The sequence below is a fragment of the Gemmobacter serpentinus genome, from assembly GCF_008973825.1.
GTDB classification, from domain to species: Bacteria; Pseudomonadota; Alphaproteobacteria; order Rhodobacterales; family Rhodobacteraceae; genus Gemmobacter; species Gemmobacter serpentinus.
In genome coordinates, this window is the sequence record NZ_WCHR01000016.1 from 188,463 (window position 1) to 207,680 (window position 19,218).

At 62.6% G+C, this 19,218-nt stretch carries 19 protein-coding genes; 11 read left to right on the forward strand and 8 right to left on the reverse strand.

Translation table 11 applies throughout. The features are described from left to right. The first annotated feature begins 5 nt into the window (after positions 1 to 5). The 4 genes from GBJ34_RS09155 to GBJ34_RS09170 are packed head-to-tail and all read left to right on the forward strand — an operon-like array spanning position 6 to position 4,592. Positions 6 to 1,145 carry a Gfo/Idh/MocA family protein gene (locus GBJ34_RS09155; protein ID WP_192931159.1) on the forward strand — a complete coding sequence of 380 codons (1,140 nt, stop codon included), beginning with the start codon at positions 6 to 8 and terminating at the stop codon, positions 1,143 to 1,145. After that, entirely contained in the window at positions 1,142 to 2,650 is a 1,509-nt protein-coding gene (locus GBJ34_RS09160) for a sugar ABC transporter ATP-binding protein (protein ID WP_226341105.1), read from the forward strand. Before GBJ34_RS09155 ends, GBJ34_RS09160 begins: the two co-directional genes overlap by 4 nt. Then, complete coding sequence (locus tag GBJ34_RS09165; protein WP_151718962.1) at positions 2,643 to 3,614, forward strand: ABC transporter permease; 972 nt, start codon at positions 2,643 to 2,645, stop codon at positions 3,612 to 3,614. Before GBJ34_RS09160 ends, GBJ34_RS09165 begins: the two co-directional genes overlap by 8 nt. 18 nt (positions 3,615 to 3,632) lie before the next feature. Further along, positions 3,633 to 4,592: an ABC transporter substrate-binding protein gene (locus tag GBJ34_RS09170; RefSeq protein ID WP_151718963.1), complete on the forward strand. Its 960-nt coding sequence runs from the start codon at positions 3,633 to 3,635 to the stop codon at positions 4,590 to 4,592. A gap of 69 nt (positions 4,593 to 4,661) precedes the next feature. Here GBJ34_RS09170 and GBJ34_RS09175 read toward each other — a convergent pair whose 3' ends face one another. Continuing rightward, positions 4,662 to 5,534, reverse strand: a complete 873-nt coding sequence (locus GBJ34_RS09175) for a helix-turn-helix domain-containing protein (protein ID WP_151718964.1) — start codon at positions 5,532 to 5,534, stop codon at positions 4,662 to 4,664. Positions 5,535 to 5,653: 119 nt separating this feature from the next. On the opposite strand from GBJ34_RS09175, the gene GBJ34_RS09180 reads away from it, so the two are divergent. Beyond that, the gene (locus GBJ34_RS09180) at positions 5,654 to 7,180 is read left to right on the forward strand and encodes a GMC oxidoreductase (RefSeq protein WP_151718965.1); all 1,527 of its coding nucleotides are present in this window, start codon (positions 5,654 to 5,656) and stop codon (positions 7,178 to 7,180) included. A 10-nt stretch (positions 7,181 to 7,190) separates the two neighbouring features. Further along, complete coding sequence (gene aroE / locus GBJ34_RS09185; protein WP_151718966.1) at positions 7,191 to 8,039, forward strand: shikimate dehydrogenase; 849 nt, start codon at positions 7,191 to 7,193, stop codon at positions 8,037 to 8,039. Between the two features lie 2 nt (positions 8,040 to 8,041). On the opposite strand, the gene GBJ34_RS09190 is transcribed toward aroE, so the two are convergent. From GBJ34_RS09190 to GBJ34_RS09220, 7 genes are all read right to left on the reverse strand, one after another. Next, positions 8,042 to 8,716: an HAD family hydrolase gene (locus GBJ34_RS09190; protein WP_151718967.1), complete on the reverse strand. Its 675-nt coding sequence runs from the start codon at positions 8,714 to 8,716 to the stop codon at positions 8,042 to 8,044. A gap of 11 nt (positions 8,717 to 8,727) precedes the next feature. Next, on the reverse strand, positions 8,728 to 9,789 hold the full coding sequence (locus tag GBJ34_RS09195; RefSeq protein WP_151718968.1) for an ABC transporter ATP-binding protein: 1,062 nt from the start codon (positions 9,787 to 9,789) through the stop codon (positions 8,728 to 8,730). An 11-nt stretch (positions 9,790 to 9,800) separates the two neighbouring features. Further along, positions 9,801 to 10,853: an NAD(P)-dependent alcohol dehydrogenase gene (locus GBJ34_RS09200; RefSeq protein WP_151718969.1), complete on the reverse strand. Its 1,053-nt coding sequence runs from the start codon at positions 10,851 to 10,853 to the stop codon at positions 9,801 to 9,803. A gap of 26 nt (positions 10,854 to 10,879) precedes the next feature. Next, positions 10,880 to 11,128, reverse strand: a complete 249-nt coding sequence (locus GBJ34_RS09205; protein WP_226341106.1) for a DUF2160 family membrane protein — start codon at positions 11,126 to 11,128, stop codon at positions 10,880 to 10,882. A gap of 5 nt (positions 11,129 to 11,133) precedes the next feature. Further along, a complete protein-coding gene (locus tag GBJ34_RS09210) occupies positions 11,134 to 11,970 on the reverse strand; it encodes a carbohydrate ABC transporter permease (protein ID WP_151718970.1) in 837 nt (278 codons plus the stop codon). 4 nt (positions 11,971 to 11,974) lie between these two features. Continuing rightward, on the reverse strand, positions 11,975 to 12,853 hold the full coding sequence (locus GBJ34_RS09215; protein WP_151718971.1) for a carbohydrate ABC transporter permease: 879 nt from the start codon (positions 12,851 to 12,853) through the stop codon (positions 11,975 to 11,977). Between the two features lie 127 nt (positions 12,854 to 12,980). Next, positions 12,981 to 14,423, reverse strand: coding sequence for an extracellular solute-binding protein (locus tag GBJ34_RS09220; protein ID WP_151718972.1), 1,443 nt, complete (start codon positions 14,421 to 14,423; stop codon positions 12,981 to 12,983). A gap of 225 nt (positions 14,424 to 14,648) precedes the next feature. Here GBJ34_RS09220 and GBJ34_RS09225 point away from each other — a divergent pair, with 225 nt between their 5' ends. From GBJ34_RS09225 to GBJ34_RS09245, 5 genes are all read left to right on the forward strand, one after another. After that, complete coding sequence (locus GBJ34_RS09225; protein ID WP_151718973.1) at positions 14,649 to 15,608, forward strand: sugar-binding transcriptional regulator; 960 nt, start codon at positions 14,649 to 14,651, stop codon at positions 15,606 to 15,608. 334 nt (positions 15,609 to 15,942) lie between these two features. Continuing rightward, a complete protein-coding gene (locus tag GBJ34_RS09230) occupies positions 15,943 to 16,704 on the forward strand; it encodes an SDR family NAD(P)-dependent oxidoreductase (RefSeq protein ID WP_151718974.1) in 762 nt (253 codons plus the stop codon). Between the two features lie 27 nt (positions 16,705 to 16,731). Then, positions 16,732 to 17,460, forward strand: a complete 729-nt coding sequence (locus tag GBJ34_RS09235) for an SDR family oxidoreductase (protein ID WP_151718975.1) — start codon at positions 16,732 to 16,734, stop codon at positions 17,458 to 17,460. A 55-nt stretch (positions 17,461 to 17,515) separates the two neighbouring features. After that, positions 17,516 to 18,247, forward strand: a complete 732-nt coding sequence (locus GBJ34_RS09240; RefSeq protein WP_151718976.1) for an SDR family oxidoreductase — start codon at positions 17,516 to 17,518, stop codon at positions 18,245 to 18,247. Between the two features lie 116 nt (positions 18,248 to 18,363). Then, complete coding sequence (locus tag GBJ34_RS09245; protein WP_151718977.1) at positions 18,364 to 19,068, forward strand: GntR family transcriptional regulator; 705 nt, start codon at positions 18,364 to 18,366, stop codon at positions 19,066 to 19,068. The last annotated feature ends 150 nt before the right edge of the window (positions 19,069 to 19,218 follow it).

Genomic DNA, 19,218 nt, shown 5'->3' on the forward strand with positions numbered 1-19,218 from the left:
ACACCATGACAGCAATCAATCTTGGGATGGTCGGCGGCGGGCAGGGCGCCTTCATCGGTGGCGTGCATCGGATCGCTGCGCGCATTGACGGCGAGTTCCGTCTGGTGGCGGGGGCCTTGTCCTCCACGCCGGAGAAGGCGCGTGCGTCCGGGGCGGAACTGGGCCTGGATCCGGCCCGGATCTATGACGATTACCGCCAGATGGCCACCCGGGAGGCTCGCCTGAAGGATGGCATCCGCGCCGTGGCCATCGTGACCCCGAACCATATGCACGCAGGCCCCGCAATCGAATTCCTGAAGCGCGGTATCCATGTGATCTGCGACAAGCCGCTGACCGCCACCATGGCCGAGGCGCGCAAGCTGGCCAAGGTTGCCGCCGAGGCCAAGGCGCTGTTCATCCTGACCCATAATTACACCGGTTACCCAATGGTGCGTCAGGCCCGCGCCATGGTGGCTGCGGGCGAGCTGGGCAAGATCCGCTTGGTTCAGGTGGAATACGTTCAGGACTGGTTGACCGAGGCGGCCGAGGCCAGTGGTTCAAAACAGGCTGAATGGCGCACCGATCCGGCGCGTTCGGGGGCGGGCGGTGCATTGGGCGATATCGGCACCCATGCCTATAACCTTGCGGCTTTTGTCGCAGGGCAGGAGCCTGAAGCGCTGGCGGCAGATCTGACCAGCTTCGTGCCGGGGCGGCCATTGGACGACAATGCCCATGTGATGATGCGCTATGCGGGCGGTGCCAAGGGCACGCTTTGGGCCAGTCAGGTGGCACCCGGCAATGAAAACGGGCTGCGCCTGCGCATCTATGGGGAAAAGGGCGGGCTGGAATGGTCGCAGGAAGACCCGAACCGGCTGTGGTTCACCCCCTTTGGTCAGGACAAGCGGCTGATCACCCGGGGTGGCGCGGGCGCGGGCTTTGATGCGCAACGTGTGACTCGCATTCCGGGTGGCCATCCCGAAGGCTATCTGGAGGCCTTCGCCACGATCTACACCGAAGCTGCGCGCGCGATCCGCGCCTTTGATGCCGGGCAGCCCAAACCCGAAGGTGTGATCTACCCGACCATCGAGGACGGGCTGCGCGGAATGCGCTTTGTCGAAGCCTGCGTGCAATCTGCCAAACGCAATGCGTCCTGGGTGCTGCTGTGACAACGGGGGCAGTGCCCGCCCTTGCCCTGCAGGGCGTGAAGAAAAGTTTTGGCCCGATCGAGATCCTGCACGGGATCGATTTCGCGCTGATGCCTGGCGAAGTTCACGCCCTGATCGGCGAGAATGGTGCCGGAAAATCCACCATCATGAAGATCCTTGGCGGCTATCTGGGCGCCACCTCGGGCGAGGTGCTGCTGAATGGCGCGCCCGCCCCCTGGCGCAGCGGTGCCGAGGCCGAGGCGATGGGGGTCGTGGTCATCCACCAGGAGTTCAACCTCGCCCCGGATCTGACCGTGGCGCAGAACATCTGGCTTGGCCGTGAAAAAGGTGGCTTCTTCCTCGATCACAAGGCGATGCGCGACGACACGCAGGTTCTGCTGGATCAGCTGGAATGCCGGGTCAGCCCCGATACCCGGATCCGGGATCTGCCGGTCTCGGACCGTCAGATGGTGGAGATCGCCAAGGCCCTGTCGCGCAATGCGCGGGTGTTGATCATGGATGAGCCCTCAGCCGTGCTGACCCATCGTGAGGTCGAGGTGCTGTTTCGCCAGATCGACCGGCTGCGCGCGCAAGGCGTCGCGCTGCTTTACACCTCGCACCGGCTGGAAGAGATCACCTATCTGGCCGACCGCATCACTGTGCTGCGCGATGGGGCCGTGGTGCGCCAAGCCGTGCGCGGTGAGCTGACCGAAGACGGGATGGCGACCGCCATGGTCGGGCGCGACCTGAACGACATCTTCCCGCCGCGCCGGCAGGATTTTGGCCCCGCCGTGCTGGAGCTGCGCGATTTCGCGGTGCCGCCACTGGTTGAGGGCATCAATCTGACGCTGCGCCGGGGCGAGGTTCTGGGCATTTCCGGCCTAGTGGGATCGGGGCGCACCGAACTGGCCGAAGGGCTGATGGGGCTGCGCCCCCATCATGGCACGGTTCTGCGCAATGGCACCCCGATCAGTATCCGTTCAGTGGCGGATGCCGCGGCGCGCGGCATTGCCTATCTGACCGAGGATCGCAAGGAACGCGGGCTTTTGTTGGCCAAGAACCTGCGCCAGAACCTGACCCTTTCGACGCTGGATCGTTTCGGCGGCCTGCTGATCTCGCGCCCGCAAGAAGAGGTGGCGCTGGACAAGGCGATCAGCGATTTCGACATTCGCGCCCCCAGCCGCGAGATGGCGGTGGGCAATCTGTCCGGCGGCAATCAGCAAAAGCTGCTGCTGGCGAAGACCATGCTACCCGAGCCGCAGGTGGTCATCATCGATGAACCGACGCGCGGCATCGATATCGGCACCAAGAGCCAGATCTATCACTTCATCGACCGTCTCGCCCGCGAAGGGCTGAGCGTGATCGTCATTTCTTCCGACATGCCAGAGGTGCTTGGCCTGTCCGACCGGGTTCTGGTCATGCGGCAGGGCCGCGTGGCGGGGGTGCTGGAGGGCGACGAGATTTCCGAAACCGCCGTGGTGCGGCTGGTCATGGGCACGAGCGAAAAGGTCAACGAGGATGCGTAACCTGTCCCTATCCACCCTCGGACCGCTGGCCGCCCTTGTGCTGCTGGTTGTCCTGGGGGCCTTTCTGAACTCCAACTTCCTGTCTTCGGGCAATATCACCAACGTGCTGGCGCGGTCAGCCTTTATTGGCATGATTGCGGTGGGGATGACCTTTGTCATCACCTCGGGGGGCTTGGATCTGTCGGTCGGCTCCATGGCGGCTTTCATTGCCGGGATGATGATCCTTGCGATGAATGCGATGATCCCCAGCCTTGGCATCGGCGTGCCGCTGGTGCTGGCGGGGATGGGCGTTGCGCTGCTGGTGGGGCTGCTGGCGGGCCTTGGCAACGGGTTGCTGATTACAAAGGTCGGGATAGAACCTTTCATCGTGACGCTGGGCACGATGGGGATATTTCGCAGTCTGGTCACCTGGATCGCCGATGGCGGCACCCTGTCGCTGAATTTCGAGGCGCGGCAATTCTACCGTCCGGTCTATTATGATGGCCTGTTTGGTATTGCATGGCCGATCATCGTCTTCGCCATCATCGCCGTTCTGGGCGAGGTGGTGATGCGCCACACCCGCTATGGCCGTTATTGCGAGGCGATCGGATCGAATGACAAGGTCGCGCGCTATTCTGCGGTGAAGGTGGAGCGGGTGCAGCTGATGACCTATGTCATCCTTGGCCTGCTGGTCGGCCTTGCCACCATCCTTTATGTGCCGCGGCTTGGCTCGGCCTCCGGCTCCACCGGCCTCTTGTGGGAACTGGAGGCGATTGCCGCCGTCATCATCGGGGGCACCGCGCTGAAGGGCGGCTTTGGCCGGGTCTGGGGCACGGTGATCGGCGTCCTGATCCTGAGCCTGATCGACAATATCCTGAACCTCGCCGATCTGGTTTCGCCCTATCTGAACGGGGCCATCCAAGGGGTTATCATCGTGCTCGCCGTTGTGCTGCAACGCGGGAAATCATCCGCCGAAGGGCGGTAATCTGGGAGGAGAGAAAGAATGAAACGCAGACATTTCTTTGGTGCCGCCGCCGCACTTGCCATGGCCACCGCAACCGTCGGGGCGGTCCAGGCCCAGGACAAGACCTATACCATCGGCGTGTCGATCCCCTCGGCGACGCATGGTTTCATGGGCGGGTTGAACTGGCACGCGCAACAATCCATCGCACGTCTGGAAGCCACCTATCCCAACGTGAAATTCGTGCTGGCCACCGCGGGCGAGCCGGGCAAGCAGGTCGATGATATCGAAGACATGCTGGCCACCCGCAACATCGACGGCCTGATCGTGCTGCCCTTCGAATCCGAGCCGCTGACCGGCCCGGTCAAGGCGGTGAAGGATGCCGGAAAATGGGTGACCGTGGTGGACCGTGGCCTGTCGGTCGAGGGCATCGAAGACCTGTTCGTGGCCGGTGACAATACCGCCTTCGGCCGTGTCGCGGGCGAATATTTCAGGGCCAATCTGCCCTCGGGGGCCAAGATCGTGATGCTGCGCGGCATCCCGACCACGCTCGACAATGAGCGCGTTGCCGCTTTCGAAAAAGCTCTGGAGGGCTCGGGCATCGAGATCCTCGACAAGCAACACGGCAACTGGAACCGGGATGACGCCTTTACCGTCATGCAGGATTACCTGTCTAAATATCCCAAGATCGACGCAGTCTGGGCCTCCGATGACGATATGGCCATCGGCGTGATGGAGGCCATCGCACAGGCCGGCCGCGAGAAGGAAATGTGGATCATCGGCGGTGCCGGGATGAAAGAGATCGTGAAGCGGGTCATGGACAAGGACCCGCAAGTGCCGGTCGATGTCACCTATCCGCCGGCGCTGATTTCGGCGGCGATCGAATTGACCGCGCTGCGTTTTGTCTCGGAGACGCCGGTCTATGGCCGCTTCATCATCGGCTCGACCCTGATCACGCCGGAAAACGCTGAGCGTTTCTACTTCCCGGATAGCCCGTTCTAAGGTTTCCCGTTCCCCATACCAACGGGATCTAGCGCGCCAGTGGGCCGTCCGCGATATGCGGGCGGCCCATCATCTTGTGGGCTTGGCCCGAAGACGCAATGCCGCGCGATAGTCGCGCGGGGTCATGGCGCGCGCCTGCCGGAACTGCCGGGCGAAATGCGCCGCATCCGAAAAGCCGCATTCCAGCGCGATATGCGCCATCGGGTGATCGGTCTGTGCCAGTAGCTGACAGGCCTGCCCGATGCGCAATTGCCCGACATATTGGCTGATCGTCATCCGCGTGCTGCGGCGGAAGATGCGTTGCAACTGGCTGGGTGTCAGATGCGCCAGATCACATAGCGGCGCCAACCGCAGGGGCTGTCGGTAATGCTCGTGCAGCCATTGCAGGACGCGCTCCATCCGGCGGCGGTCGCGGGCGATCTCGCCGGTCCGGATCTCGCCCGAGGACAGTGCGCGCCGTTCCGCGGTCTGGGCCATCTCGATCAGTATCGCCTGCAATTCCAGCACCTGCCCGGCGGGGGGCAAGCTGCCAAGTGCCAGCAACCGTGGCTTCAGCCGCGCGGTCAGATCCGGGCCGAATTCCAGCCCCCGACTGGCCTCGGAGAGCAGCGGGCGCAGCAGATGCATTTCGGGTAGAAGGGCGATCAGCGCCTCGATCCAGTCGCGGGTGAACCAGCAGACGATGGCGCGATGGATGCCTTCGGCAGAGCCACGCTCCGATTGCCAGGCATGTGGCAGGTTCGGCCCCAAAAGCACGAGATCGCCGTCGCCATAGCGCGCGACGTGATCGCCGATAAAGCGCATTCCCTGGCTGTTGACTGTCAGCGTCAGCTCGAATTCCGGGTGATAATGCCAGTTGAAGGGAAATTCCGGCAATTGCCGGTCAAACAGCAGCCATGACCGATCCGGCGGAATAGCGACGGTTTCAAACCATGGTTGCATGATGATACCGCCCCGAGTGGCCACTGACGATGCGGCTATCATACAAGAAGTTGCGGCCCACGGGAATGGTGCGGGCCACCTGTCCGCAGATACCCTGCATATGGGATAAGGGGGCAGCCATGGAAACAGTGACCATCAAACCCGATGTGGTGATCATCGGATCCGGCGTGGGAGGCGGCGCGGTGGCGCGGCAACTGGCTGCAACCGGGGCCAAGATCCTGATCCTGGAGCGCGGGGATTTTCTGCCGAACGAGCCGCAGAATGCGGATGCCGAGGCGGTCTTCGTGCAAGCGCGTTATAAAACCCGCGATGAATGGCAGGATCAGACCGGGCGGCGCTATCGTCCGGGGCAATATTACTATGTCGGTGGCCATACGAAATTCTACGGCACCGCCATGTTCCGCTTTCGCGAAAGCGATTTCGAGGCGGTCCCGCATGAAGATGGCACCTCGCCCGCATGGCCTCTCGGGTATCACGATCTCGCGCCATTCTACGATCAGGCCGAGGCGATCTTTGGCGTGCGCGGTCATGCCGGAGATGACCCGACCGAGCCGCCGCGCAAAGCATATCCCCATCCTGCCATCCCGCATGAGCCGCTGATTGCCGGATTGGCGGCGCGGTTTGCCAAGCGGGGGTTGCGGCCGTTTCACATGCCATCCGCGGTGGATCTTGGCCCCGGCGGCAGCTGCCGGCGCTGCGGCACTTGCGATGCCTTTGCCTGCCGTTTTGGGGCCAAGGGTGACGCCGAGATGCGGCTGATCCGCCCGCTGCTGGGGCGGGACAATGTCACGCTCTGGACCGGGGCAGAGGTGCGGCGGCTGCTGACCGATGATGCGGGCCAACGGATCACCGCCGCTGAAATCCGCCGCGGCGGCGAGACCTTGCGGATCGATGCACCCCTGTTCATCCTGAGTGCGGGCGCGATCAATTCGGCGCTGATCCTGCTGCGCTCTGCGAATGCGCAGAACCCGCAGGGAATTGCCAATCGCTCCGGTGTGGTGGGGCGCTATCTGATGAACCATCACCTGACCGGGTTGATGGCGCTGCACCCCTTCGGGGTGAATGACACGCGGTTCCCCAAGACCCTGTCGATCAACGACTTTTATCACGGACTGCCGCAGGACCGGGCCGCGCGTGGCAATATCCAGATGCTGGGCAACATTCAGGGGCCGATGATTGGTGGTGCCTATCCTTGGGTGCCGCGCTTTGCTGCGAACCTTCTGGGACGGCACAGCATCGACATCCTGTGCATGTCCGAGGATCTGCCGGTGGCGGAAAGCCGCGTGCGTCTGCTGGAAGGCGACCGTGTCGAGGTGGATTATCGCCCCGGCGACCGCGCGCCGCATCTGCGCTTTGTCCGTCATGTGCGTCGCCTGCTGCGCAGCATGTTCCCGCTGGTCTTGCAGCACCATTTCGGGATCGAGGCCCCCTCGCATCAATGCGGCACGGTGCGGATGGGCGATGATCCGCGCCAGTCCGCACTGGATGGCTGGTGCCGCGCGCATGACCATCCCAATCTCTATGTCGTCGATGCCGGGTTCTTTCCGTCATCGGCGGCGTTGAATCCCGCCCTGACCATCGCCGCGCAGGCGCTGCGCGTGGGCAGCCATCTGCAAACCCGTTGGCCGCACGCCGCTGCCGCCTGAGGAGCCATCCATGACCCATGATTTCCTGAGCCCGCTGACCGGATCCTTCGCCATGCCTGCGGCGGAAAACCCGACGGTCGCGATGATCGAGGCCGCCTTTCGCCATCACGGGCTGAACTGGCGCTATATCAATGTCGAGGTGGCGCCCGATGCGCTTGGTGACGCGGTGCGCGGTGCGCGGGCCATGGGCTGGCGCGGCTTCAACTGCTCGATCCCGCACAAGGTGGCGGTGATCCAGCATCTGGACGGATTGGGGGAATCCGCCCGGCTGATCGGGGCGGTGAACACCATCGTGCGGCGCGGCGATCAGCTGATCGGGGAAAACACCGATGGCAAGGGCTTCGTGAAGGCCTTGCAGGCGGTCACCGATCCGCGCGGCAAATCGGTGGTGCTGTTCGGGGCCGGTGGCGCGGCGCGTGCTGTGGCGGTGGAAATGGCGCTGGCCGGGGCTGCGCGCATCACCGTGGTGAACCGCAGCGCCGCGCGCGGGCAGGAGGTGGCGCGTCTCTTGTCAGAGAACACGCCCGCCACTGCCGAATATGCGCCCTGGGAAGGTATGTTCCGCATCCCCGCGGGCACCGATATCGTGATCCATGCCACCAGCATCGGTCTGTTCCCGGATGTGGACGGCCTGCCGGATATTGATCTCGAGACCTTGCACCCCGGCATGGTGGTGGCGGATGGCATCCACAACCCGCCGCTGACACGCCTGCTGAAAGCCGCCACAGCGCGAGGCTGTGTGACGGCGGATGGTCTTGGGATGCTGGTCAATCAGGGTGTGATTGGCATCAAATACTGGACCGGGATTGACGCCGATGCAGGCGTGATGCGGCAGGCGCTGATTGATCTGAAACTGTGACCTCAGGCGCAGAGCAGCTCGAACATGCCGTTCATATCTGCCTGCACCCGTGATGCCCCCTTGGCGCGCAGCAGATCGGCATGGGCCTGCCTGTGCCCGGCAAGATGGCTGCCGCCGACAAACCCTACGGCGCGGGCCCCTGCACGGCGGGCCCCTTCGATGCCATGGGGCGAATCCTCCAGCACCACGCAATCGGCGGGATCGACCCCCAGGGCGGCTGCGGCATGAAGGAACAGATCCGGCGCGGGCTTGCCATGGGGCACCAGATCGGCGCTGAAGGCGCGGCCTTCAAACACCCGATCCAGACCCGCGATGCGCAGGGTCTCAGTCAGACGGGGGATCGAACCACCACTGGCAATCGCCATGGGAATGTTTGCAGCTTGCAGACGCGCCAGAAGGTCCGGCACGCCGTCGATCAGGCGCAGGTGATCGCGGTAAGCGGCAAACAACCGGCGCTCTACCTTTGCGTCGAAATCGGGCGGCACGGGACTGCCCGCGCGCCCGGCAACATAGGCGCGGATCACCGACAGCGAAACGCCAAGGAAACGCGCGCCGATCTCCTCAGACGTGGCATCATGGATGCCGATGGCGCGCATCTCGGCGGCCAGCGCCTCCAGCGAATGGGGTTCGCTGTCGACGAGGCAGCCGTCCAGATCGAAGATGACCGCGCGGCGCACCTGCCTTGCCCTCAGATCCGCTGTTCGCTTTGGCGATCGAACAGATGCACATTGGCCGGATCAATCACAAAGCCGATTTGCTGGCCCGGATTGGCGCGGACGCGATCCTTCACCACGGCATTGACCAGATCGGTCCCGGCGCGGGCAAAGATCTGGGTCTCGGATCCGGTGGGTTCCACCACCACCACCGAAACCGGGGTGCCGTTGTCACCAACCCCGATATGTTCGGGGCGGATGCCATAGACCACCGCCTGCCCCTCGGTTGCCGCCGTAGGGGGGACGGGCAGACGCAGACCGGCTTCCGACACGAATTCCTTCACGCCGCCCGTGCTGGCAATGGTGCCGCGCAGGAAGTTCATCGAGGGAGAGCCGATGAACCCTGCAACGAACACGTTGCCGGGCCGGTCGTAAAGATCGAGCGGGGCACCGATCTGTTCCACCCGTCCGTCACGCATCACCACGATCTTGTCGGCCATGGTCATGGCCTCGATCTGGTCATGGGTGACATAGACGATGGTCGTCTTCAGCCGCTGGTGCAGCTCCTTGATCTCCACCCGCATGGTGACGCGCAACTTGGCGTCCAGGTTGGAAAGCGGCTCGTCGAACAGGAAGACCTGCGGATCGCGGACAATGGCACGCCCCATGGCCACGCGCTGGCGCTGCCCGCCCGAAAGCTGCTTGGGGTAGCGGTCCAGAAGGTGGGTCAGGTCCAGAATGCCTGCCGCATGGCGCACCTTCTCGTCGATCTCCTCCTTGGGGCGCTTGGCCATGCGCAGCGGAAAGCCGATATTCTCGCCCACGGTCTTGTGCGGATAAAGCGCGTAGGACTGGAACACCATGGCGATGTCGCGCTCTTTCGGCGAGATGTCATTCACCACCCGGTCGCCGATGGAAATGGTGCCATCGCTGACCTCTTCCAGCCCGGCCAGCATCCGCAGCAGGGTGGATTTGCCGCAGCCCGACGGGCCGACCAGCACCACAAATTCGCCATGTCCGATATCGACATTGACACCATGCATGACCTGAACCGCGCCGTAACGCTTGATCACATTCTTGATTTTCACATCAGCCATAGCGGGCCCCCTTATTGCGGCAATTCGATCTGCATTTTCACATCGGCCGGCGGGGCCGACGCGGCGATCTCGAAGGCACGCACACTGTCCTTGAAGTCAAAAGTCCGGGTAATCAGCGGTTTCACGTCGATGGCCCCGGAGGCGAGCATGGAAACGCAGCGCGGAAAGACATGCGCGTAGCGGAAGATGTTTTCCACCCGTGCCTCGCGCACCATGGCAGCACCCGCATCATAGCTGATCGGATCGGGCTGGCCGCCGATCATCACGACACAGCCGCCCGGTGCCAGCGGCTCGAACACGCCCGCAGCCGCCTTGGGCGCGCCGGTCGCCTCGAACACCACATCGGCACCCCAGCCCCCGGTTTCCGCTTTCACGCGGTCGGTGATGCTTTCGCGCGCCGCATGGACCGGGATGATCGCGGGGCTGAGGCTGGCCGCGATCTCCAGCTTTTTCTCGGCCAGATCGGTGACATAGACCCGGGCACAGCCCGCAGCCAGCGCCGACAGCGCGGTGACAAGGCCTATGGGCCCGGCCCCCAGCACCACACCGATATCGCCGGGGCGGATGCGCGCCTTGGTGGCGGCATGAACGCCCACCGCCAGCGGCTCCACCATCGCGGCCTCGGCAAAGCTGACATTGTCGGGCAGCTTGAAGGTGAAGGCCTCGGGGTGAACACAGGTCGGCCGCAGGATGCCATGCACCGGGGGGGTCGCCCAGAATCGCACCGCCGGGTCGATGTTGTAAAGGCCCAGCCGGGTTGCCCGCGAATTGGGATCGGGGATGCCCGGCTCCATGCAGACGCGATCCCCGGGTTTCAGGGTTGTGACCTCTGATCCGGTCTCGATCACCGTGCCCGAGGCCTCATGCCCCAGGATCATCGGCGCATTGACCACGAAGGGGCCGATCCGGCCATGGGTGTAGTAATGCACATCCGACCCGCAGATGCCGACCGTGTGCAGCTTGATGCGCACATCGCGTGGCCCCAGCACGGCCTCGTCACGGTCGATCTGCGGGAAGTCACGCAGCGAAAGCTCGTCTTTACGTTCAAGAACAAGGGCTTCCATAGTCAGTTCCTTTCTTGGCTTTCGCGTCAGCCCCGGGTGACGATCAGACAGGCCAGCGCAAGCGCGATGGCGTTGGAAATCCAGATCGTCAGGCCCGCAGGTTCCATGAAGCGGAACCAGAACAGCGACAGCGCGACCCAGATCACGACCGAGATGAAGACCCGGTCAAACCAGTTGGTCTCGATCGGCAGGAAGCCTGCCTTCTCGGGCGCGGGGCCGTGATCCTCGTCGGTGTGCAGGATGGCGAGCGGCATATCGTCGTCTTGGGTGCTCATGGTCATCATCCTTTCACGGCGCCGAAGGTCAGGCCGGTCACGATATGGCGCTGCACCAGGCTGAAGACGATCAGGGCCGGGATCAGGGTAAAGACCGAAATCGCGGCCATGATCCCCCATTCGGTGCCGGTGGTCGTGACATATTCCGACAGGCCCGTGGTCAGGGTGCGGGCGTTGAAATTCGTCAGTGTCGCGGCCAGCAGGTATTCGTTCCAGGCGAAGACCCAGGTCAGGATCAGTGTTACCGCAAGACCCGGCCGCGCCAGCGGAAAGACCACCTCGACAATCACCCGCAGCGGGCTTGCGCCATCGACATAGGCGGCCTCATCCAGCTCGCGCGGGATACCGTCCAGCGTGGGGCGCAAGGTCCAGATCGCGAAGGGCAGGTTGAAGGTGCAATAGACCAGGATCATGCCGATCCGGGTATCGGCCAGCGCGAAATCGCCCACCCGGTAGACCTGCGTCAGCAACAGATACATCGGCAGCAGGAACACGGCGGGCGGGGCCATCCGGTTGGTGATGGTCCAGAAGAAGATGCTTTCCTTGCCCGGCAGGTTGAAGCGCGACAGCGCATAGCAGGTCAGGAAACCCAGCGTGGTGCAAAGGACGGCATTGCCGCTGGAGATGATGAGCGAGTTCATCATATAGCCGCGCAGCGTGCGGTCGTTCAGCACATCGATATAGTTCTGCCAATAGACCTTGGTCAGCCAGATATCTGGCGTGGAGAACAGATCGACCGCCGGTTTCACCGAGATGACAAACAGCCAGTAAATGGGGAACAGGGTCAGAAAGCTGATGATGACCCAGAACAGGACCATCAGCCAGGGATTGGATCGCTTCATCTGATCAGCCCTTCTTGGTGTTGCGCGGCGCGATCAGGCCGACATAAAGCAGCCAGCAGACCACGATGGTGAGATAGAGGACGATCACCGAAATGGCGGAGCCATAGCCGTAATTCGTGCGCGGGAAGACCTCTTTGAAGATATGCACGCCGACATAGCGGGTGGCGGAGCCCGGACCGCCGCCGGTCAGCATCAGCACCTCGTCCACGGTGCGCATCGCATCCATCAATCGGATGAAGACGGTGGCGATAATGGCGGGGCGGATCATCGGCAGGGTGATGTGCCAGAAGATCTGACGCTTGTTGGCACCGTCGATCTGGGCTTGTTCGAACGGGTCTGCGGGCAGCGAGACCAGCGCCGCGATCAGCGACAGGGTGACAAGGGGCGTCCAGTGCCAGATATCCATCACCACGGTGGTGATGAAGGCGGCCATGGCGCTCTGCCCGATATTCAGGTTGTAGCCGAACCAGCTGTCCAAGAGGCTCGGGATGATCCCGATCGAGGGCGTGGTCATCAGCTTCCAGATCGAGCCCACGATGATCGGGGCCATGATCAGCGGCAGGGTGTGGATGGTGCGGAAGAAAGCCTTGCCGGGGAAATCCTTCATGAAGGCCTGTGCCAGCAGATAGCCGATCACCAGTTCCGACAGCACCGCGAAGAACACGAAGGCCAGCGTCACGCCGAGGGATGCCATGAATTGCGCGTCAAAGACCAACTGGCGATAGTTCGATGCCCAGTTGAAGATCATCGAAGGATCTGCGGCAAAGGGGTTCCATTGGTGGAACGACACCCAGATCACATAGAAGAACGGCACCACGCCGAACAGGAACAGAATGAGCATTGTGGGCGCAAGCAAAAGCCAGCCCAGCTTGTTGGGATGCATGGCGCGATCCTCCGGTATCGCAGTGGCGCGTCGGGGCCGATCATTGGTGCCGGCCCGAAATGTCAGGAGAAAAGGTGGTCGGGGCCGCCTATGGGAGCGGCGACCCCGTGTCCCCGGGGAGGCGGGGTTACTTGCGGTAGCCGAGGGCTTTCAGCTCTTCTTCGGACTTCTCCGCCATCATATCGAGACCCTTGTCGGGATCGATGGCGCCGGTCAGGATCTGATAGAAGATCGGCGCGGTCGCTTCACGCAGCTGGGCGTGGAACGGGTAGGGCGGCGCACCGGCGAACAGTTTGCCCTGATCGCGCAGCATGGTGAAGTAGCCGTTCAGCTTGGCATCCAGCTCCTGGACCTTCGGATCGTCATAGGTGGCGTTATTGGTGATCCGCGACCCTGCCAGCGCCCAATCGGCCTGAACCTCGTCCTGCGCGATGAACTGCAGGAAGAGCATCGCCGCTTCCTTGTTCTTCGACGTGATCGGCAGACCGAAAGCACCACCGTCGTAGTAGCCGACATAGCCCTTGCCGGATTCGGCATCGGCCATCACGCCGGCTTCCATCGGGGGCATGGCGACGCCGACCTTGCCGACAACGCGCGACTTGCTTTCATCCGAGGCGATCCAGGCGGCATTTTCGCCGTAAACCAGGCCCTGTGCCGCGCGGCCTGCGGCGAAGGTGGTGGCCACCTCGGTCCAGGTCGATTGCACCGATTCCGGCGGGGCGATGTCGCGCAGATGCAGCCAGTATTTCATCGCGGCCTTTGCCGCATCCGAGTTCATCTGGCCGCCATTGGCGACGGTTGCGGCGTAGTTGTTGTTCGCGTCGATACCCCAGTTATAGACACCGAAGGTCGGCGCGATCGACTCGAAATACTCGTACCAGGATGCCGCGTGGCCGGTATGGGCCTGCGCGGTGGTGCCCCAGAGATCGCCGCCGTGATCCTTGCCCCACTGGGTGAAGAACTCTGCAATCTCGGTATATTCGGCATGGGTGGTGGCGGGCTTCAGGTCACGCCCGGTCTTTTCCTTGAAGGCGGCCTGCACCTCCGGGTCGTTGAACAGGTCGGTGCGATAGAGATAGACCTTGATGAAGGCCTCCATCGGGATGCCGAACAGATCGCCGTTCTCACCGCGGAAATAGTTGGCGAAAGTGGTGAAGTTCGCCTCGTCATAGGTCGGCGCCTTCAGGGCCGGGTTGTCTTTCAGCAGCTGGGTCGTATCGACCAGGAAGTTGCGCGACAGATAGGCGTAGATGATATCCTGTTCGATATAGACCATGTCATAGATGCCGGTCCCGGCCTCCATGTCCTTGATGGCCTTGTCATACATCTGGTCCCACGAGGTGGTCTCGATGTCGACGCGGATGCCGGTCAGCTTTTCGAATTCCGGGGCCAGCACATCCTTCACATAGTTGGACGGCGGGGTGGATTCGGTGACGCCATGCAGGGTGACACCCTGATAGGCCTTGCCGGCTTCGGCCCAGAAGGCCGCATTGCTGGATTCGGCGGAAACCGCAGTGGCGGAAACCGCCAATGCGATGACGGAAACGCCGAGCTTGCTGATAAAGCTCATTTCTCTCCTCCCAGTTTTTGGTTTGGTGCTTTGGGACAGACGACGCTCTTCCCGCCGTCTTCGCCCTCCCCGCTACTTTCTTACAAATGCATTCCGATTCACTCAAGTGTTATTTTCATATGTATGAAGTATAGAACATATGTAAAAATGCATCCGGGGGCTGGATGCGACCGGCCCTGCACAGTTAGATTGCCCTGACAAGCCAAGCGAGGGTGCGAGTGACAGATGGCCAGAGATAAGGTCGACGACGGGGACGCCTTCGTAAGCGAGGTCTGCTGGCACTACTATGTCAGCAGCATGACCCAAGCCGAGATCGCGGCGCGGATGCAGGTGACGCGGCTGCGCGTCAATCAGGCGATCCAGCGCGCGCGGTCCACCGGCATGGTGAAGATCCAGATTGAATCACCCTTCCTGCCGCGCCTGGAATTGCAGGAAAAGCTGGTCGCGACCTATGGGCTTGAGCAGGCGATGATCGCACCTGCGGATCGCGAGCATTACGATTTCCACTTTCCGGCCGGGGTGGCCTTGGCCAGCTATCTGACCCGGCAGCTTGAAACCGGGGCCTGGCGCAAGATCGGCGTGTCCTGGGGCATGACGCTGCAATGCGCGATCAGCAACATGACGCGGCAAAGCTACCCCGAGCTTGAGGTGATCTCCATGTTCGGGGGCACGGCGCGGGGGGCGAAGTTCAACTCCTTCGGGATCGCCTCCGGTTTTGCGGAGCGGTTGGGGGCGAATTATTCCCTGCTGGCCGCGCCGAACTTTCTGTCCGATGGCGTGGATCGCGATCTGTTTCTGTCGCAGGCGCAGTTTCGCGACCATTTCGCCAAGTTCGAGCAATTGGACGCGGCGATCCTGACATGCAGCGATGTATCGCCCAAATCCTATCTGGTGTCTGAGGGCTTTCCGTCTGAGGTAGACCCGCAGGATTTGATTGCATCCGGTGCCGTGGGCGATGTCGTCGGGCGGTTTCTGGATGCGCAGGGGCGCGAGGTCGACAACCCGTTGAACGCGCGCAGCATCGGTATCACCCTGGAGACATTGGAGCGGGTGCCGACGCGGATCCTTGTCGCCTCGGGGCACCACAAGGTGGAGATTATCCGGGCCGTGTTGCAGCGCGGTCTGGCCAATACGCTGATCACCGATGACGTGACCGCCGAAGCGGTTCTTGCGCGTGAGGGCTGATACCGCTGACTGTGGCACGCTTGCCTGAGGCCCGCCTTCTTGTGGTCCTTGGCCTGAAACCCGCCCCTTCGGGCGGGCTTTTTCATGCGCGGATCCGGGCCGAAAAATCCGATGAATTTCCATTTGTAATAATCAGTATGCAAATGTAACAATCTCGCCATGTGACGCGAGTCACCCGCTTTTGCAGGCCTTCAAGGCTGGCCCGCATTGCGGTGCAGGAAACAGGATGAAGACGGACCGAAGCCGGATGGGGCGGCGCGACGACCTGCACGCGGCCTGTCCGGTCGTGCCCGCTGGTCCGGCGGCGCAGGTCCGCGAGACAGGGAGAGAGAGAATGTTGGACAGGTTCAGACTGGATGGGAAGGTGGCGCTGATCACAGGCGGCAATCGCGGTATCGGTTTGGCGATTGCGCGGCTGTTCGGTGAGGCAGGGGCGAAATGCATGTTGACCAGCCGCAGCGAGACGCCCGCGCTGCGTGCCCTGCTGGACAGCGCGCCAGATACCTATGACTGGATCGCGGCGGATGTGACCGAGGAGGCGGCCCCAGATGCGATCGTGGCGGCAACCCTTGCGCGTTTTGGCAAGCTGGATGTGCTGGTGAACAATGCAGGCGTCGCGGCCAACGGCAATTTCCATGAATTCGACGATGCCCAGCTTGCCTATATCATGAACACCAACCTCATGGCGCCGTTCCGCATCGCCCGTGCGGCGGTGAAGCCGATGCTGGCGCAAGGGTCCGGTGCGGTGGTCAATATCGGCTCTATCTCGGCCTATGTCGCCAACAAGCCGCAATTGCAGGTGGCCTATAACTCGTCAAAGGCCGCCATCCACCAGATGACCAAGACCATGGCCTTTGAATATGCCGACAAGGGCATCCGGGTGAACGCGCTGGCACCGGGCTATGTGGTCTCTGACATGACCAAGGGCGGCATCGCCAATACGGAATGGAGCTCGGTCTGGTCGGCGAATACGCCGATGGGCCGCTTTGCCCAGCCGGACGAGATGGCGACCTGCGCGCTGTTCCTGGCCTCTGATGCTGCAAGCTACGTCACGGGCTCCGTTCTGGTCGCCGATGGCGGCTACCTCACCCACTGATATCGCCAAGACAGGCTGGAGACACTTATGGCACTGGATTTGACAGGCAAGATCGCGGCGATTACCGGCGCGGCCTCGGGCATTGGTCTTGCCACGACCGAGGCGCTGATTGCCGCAGGCGCGACCGTGGTGATGGTGGACCGCGACGCTGCCGCATTGGAGGCGCTGGTGACCCGCTTTGGCGGCAAGGCGGTGGCGCAGCGCACCGATCTGCTGGATGCGGCCAGCTGTGACGCGATGATCCCCGAGATTCTCGCCAAGGTGGGCCATATCGACATCCTGCATTGCAATGCGGGCACCTATATCGGCGGCGATCTGGTGGAAACCGATCCGGCCACCATCGACCGTATGCTGAACCTCAACGTCAATGCGGTGATGAAAAACGTCCATGCCGTGATCCCGCATATGTCGGAACGCGGTAGCGGCGACATCCTCGTGACCTGTTCGGTTGCAGGCCATTTCCCGGTGCCGTGGGAGCCGGTCTATTCCGGGTCCAAATGGGCGATCACCTGTTTCGTGCAGACCATGCGGCGGCAGCTCAACAAAAAGGGCATCCGGGTGGGGCAGGTGTCGCCCGGGCCGGTGGTTTCAGCCCTGCTGGCGGATTGGCCGGAAGAGAATCTGCGAAAGGCCAAGGAAAATGGCAGCCTGATCGAGCCGGTCGAGGTGGCGGATGCGATCCTGTTCATGCTGACCCGGCCACGCAATGTCACGATCCGCGACATGATCGTGCTGCCGACCAATTTCGATATCTGAACAGATGGGGCGGCCAGATGATCCGGGCCGCCCCTTTGCCTTGCGGGAGGACAAGATGACGGATCTGAGCGGATTGAGCGTGCTGATTACTGGCGCTGCGGGCGGCATCGGCACCGCCATGGCGGAACGCTTTGCCGCTGCGGGCGCCCGCCTGGCGCTGGTCGATATCAGCGCGGCGGATGATTTGGCGGCACGCCTTGGACCGCAGCACCGCGCCTATCGGCTGGATCTGGAAGATCCGGTAGCAATTGCCGATACCGTGGCGCAGATCGGTGCCGAAATGGGCATCGATATCCTGCTGAACAATGCGGGGCTGGGCATCGTCTTTCCCGCCGACACCACGGATGTGGAGGCCTGGGACCGGACGATGCGCATCAATTTGCGTGCGCCATGGCTGATGTCGGCGGCGGCACTGCCTTTCCTCAAGGCCTCGGGGCGCGGGCGGATCGTCAATGTGTCCAGCCAGGCCGGGGTGATCGCGATTGCCGATCATGCCGCCTATGGGTCCAGCAAGGCGGGCCTGATCCTGCAAACCCGCGTGCTGGCACTGGAATGGGCGGGCTTTGGCATCACGGTGAATGCCATCGCGCCGACGGTGGTGGAAACCCCGATGGCGCTGGTCGGCTGGTCTGGGGAAAAAGGCGTGAAGGCGCGGGCCGAAATTCCGGTTGGCCGGTTTGCCCAACCGGCGGAGATCGCGGCGACCGCATTGTTCCTGTCTTCCGCCGAGGCCGCGATGATCACCGGCGAAACCGTGATGGTGGATGGCGGTTTCTCTATTCGCTGACCCCGCGCTGCCTGCCCGAAAATGCGCCGGTCGCCGCGCTATCGCGGCCCGGTTGCAATCGAGTCATTGACCCGAACCCGTCTTCAAGTATTTTTCATGTAGACAAGAGGGTTGGCATGACACAGGCACAGGAAACGGCAAGCAACGATCGCAAGCGCGGATCCGGCGTGAAATACGTCTATGACACCCTGCGTGATGAGATCCTTGATCTGGTTCTGCCGCCCGGCAGCCCGATTGACGAGGTGCAGCTGTCGGAACGCATGTCGATGTCGCGCACACCGATCCGCGAGGCGCTGGTGCGGCTGGCGGGCGAGGGGCTGGTGACCACGCTGCCCAACCGCTCCACCATCGTGGCGCATATCGACTTCATGAACCTCTATACGTTCTTCGACGCCTTGACGCTGATGTATCGCATGACCACGCGTCTGGCGGCGGAATATCACGATCCTGCGGATCTGGAGATCATCCGCGCCCATCAGGCGCGTTTTGCGGCGGCGGTCGAGGCACAGGATGCACTGGCGATGATCGCAACCAATCGCGATTTTCATGCCTCCATCGCCGAAGCCGGGCGCAATCCCTATTACGCCTCGTTGTTCTTCCGCCTGCTGGATGAGGGGCGGCGCATCCTGCGGCTTTACTATTCCTCCTATCAGGATCGTCTGCCCTATCGTTTTGTCGAAGAGCATGACCAGATGATCGCGGCCATCGCTGCCCGTGACATTGCCACCGCAGATCGGCTGGCCACGGCCCATGCCGACCAGATCGTGCATCAGATCCAAAGTTTCGTGGCGCGCGACCGGCGGATGCCCATCGCGATCTGAACCGCCCCAAACCTGCTTGCAGAAGGCGCGTGGCCCTGTGCTGCGCGCCTTTTTCTTTGCGTGCGGATTTCTTGTCGACAAATAAAATACAATAGGTATTGTGTAGGAAAGGACGCAGAGATTCGCGCCAACCCGCATCGCGTGCCCCGC

Coding starts and splice junctions, on each gene's coding strand:
- GBJ34_RS09235 (WP_151718975.1), top strand. CDS start 16,732: ATGGCACTGGATTTGACAGGCAAGATCGCGGCGATTACCGGCGCGGCC.
- GBJ34_RS09195 (WP_151718968.1), bottom strand. CDS start 9,789: ATGGCTGATGTGAAAATCAAGAATGTGATCAAGCGTTACGGCGCGGTT.
- GBJ34_RS09200 (WP_151718969.1), bottom strand. CDS start 10,853: ATGGAAGCCCTTGTTCTTGAACGTAAAGACGAGCTTTCGCTGCGTGAC.
- GBJ34_RS09180 (WP_151718965.1), top strand. CDS start 5,654: ATGGAAACAGTGACCATCAAACCCGATGTGGTGATCATCGGATCCGGC.
- GBJ34_RS09240 (WP_151718976.1), top strand. CDS start 17,516: ATGACGGATCTGAGCGGATTGAGCGTGCTGATTACTGGCGCTGCGGGC.
- GBJ34_RS09245 (WP_151718977.1), top strand. CDS start 18,364: ATGACACAGGCACAGGAAACGGCAAGCAACGATCGCAAGCGCGGATCC.
- GBJ34_RS09215 (WP_151718971.1), bottom strand. CDS start 12,853: ATGCATCCCAACAAGCTGGGCTGGCTTTTGCTTGCGCCCACAATGCTC.
- GBJ34_RS09205 (WP_226341106.1), bottom strand. CDS start 11,128: ATGAGCACCCAAGACGACGATATGCCGCTCGCCATCCTGCACACCGAC.
- GBJ34_RS09230 (WP_151718974.1), top strand. CDS start 15,943: ATGTTGGACAGGTTCAGACTGGATGGGAAGGTGGCGCTGATCACAGGC.
- GBJ34_RS09155 (WP_192931159.1), top strand. CDS start 6: ATGACAGCAATCAATCTTGGGATGGTCGGCGGCGGGCAGGGCGCCTTC.
- aroE (WP_151718966.1), top strand. CDS start 7,191: ATGACCCATGATTTCCTGAGCCCGCTGACCGGATCCTTCGCCATGCCT.
- GBJ34_RS09165 (WP_151718962.1), top strand. CDS start 2,643: ATGCGTAACCTGTCCCTATCCACCCTCGGACCGCTGGCCGCCCTTGTG.
- GBJ34_RS09225 (WP_151718973.1), top strand. CDS start 14,649: ATGGCCAGAGATAAGGTCGACGACGGGGACGCCTTCGTAAGCGAGGTC.
- GBJ34_RS09220 (WP_151718972.1), bottom strand. CDS start 14,423: ATGAGCTTTATCAGCAAGCTCGGCGTTTCCGTCATCGCATTGGCGGTT.
- GBJ34_RS09210 (WP_151718970.1), bottom strand. CDS start 11,970: ATGAAGCGATCCAATCCCTGGCTGATGGTCCTGTTCTGGGTCATCATC.
- GBJ34_RS09175 (WP_151718964.1), bottom strand. CDS start 5,534: ATGCAACCATGGTTTGAAACCGTCGCTATTCCGCCGGATCGGTCATGG.
- GBJ34_RS09170 (WP_151718963.1), top strand. CDS start 3,633: ATGAAACGCAGACATTTCTTTGGTGCCGCCGCCGCACTTGCCATGGCC.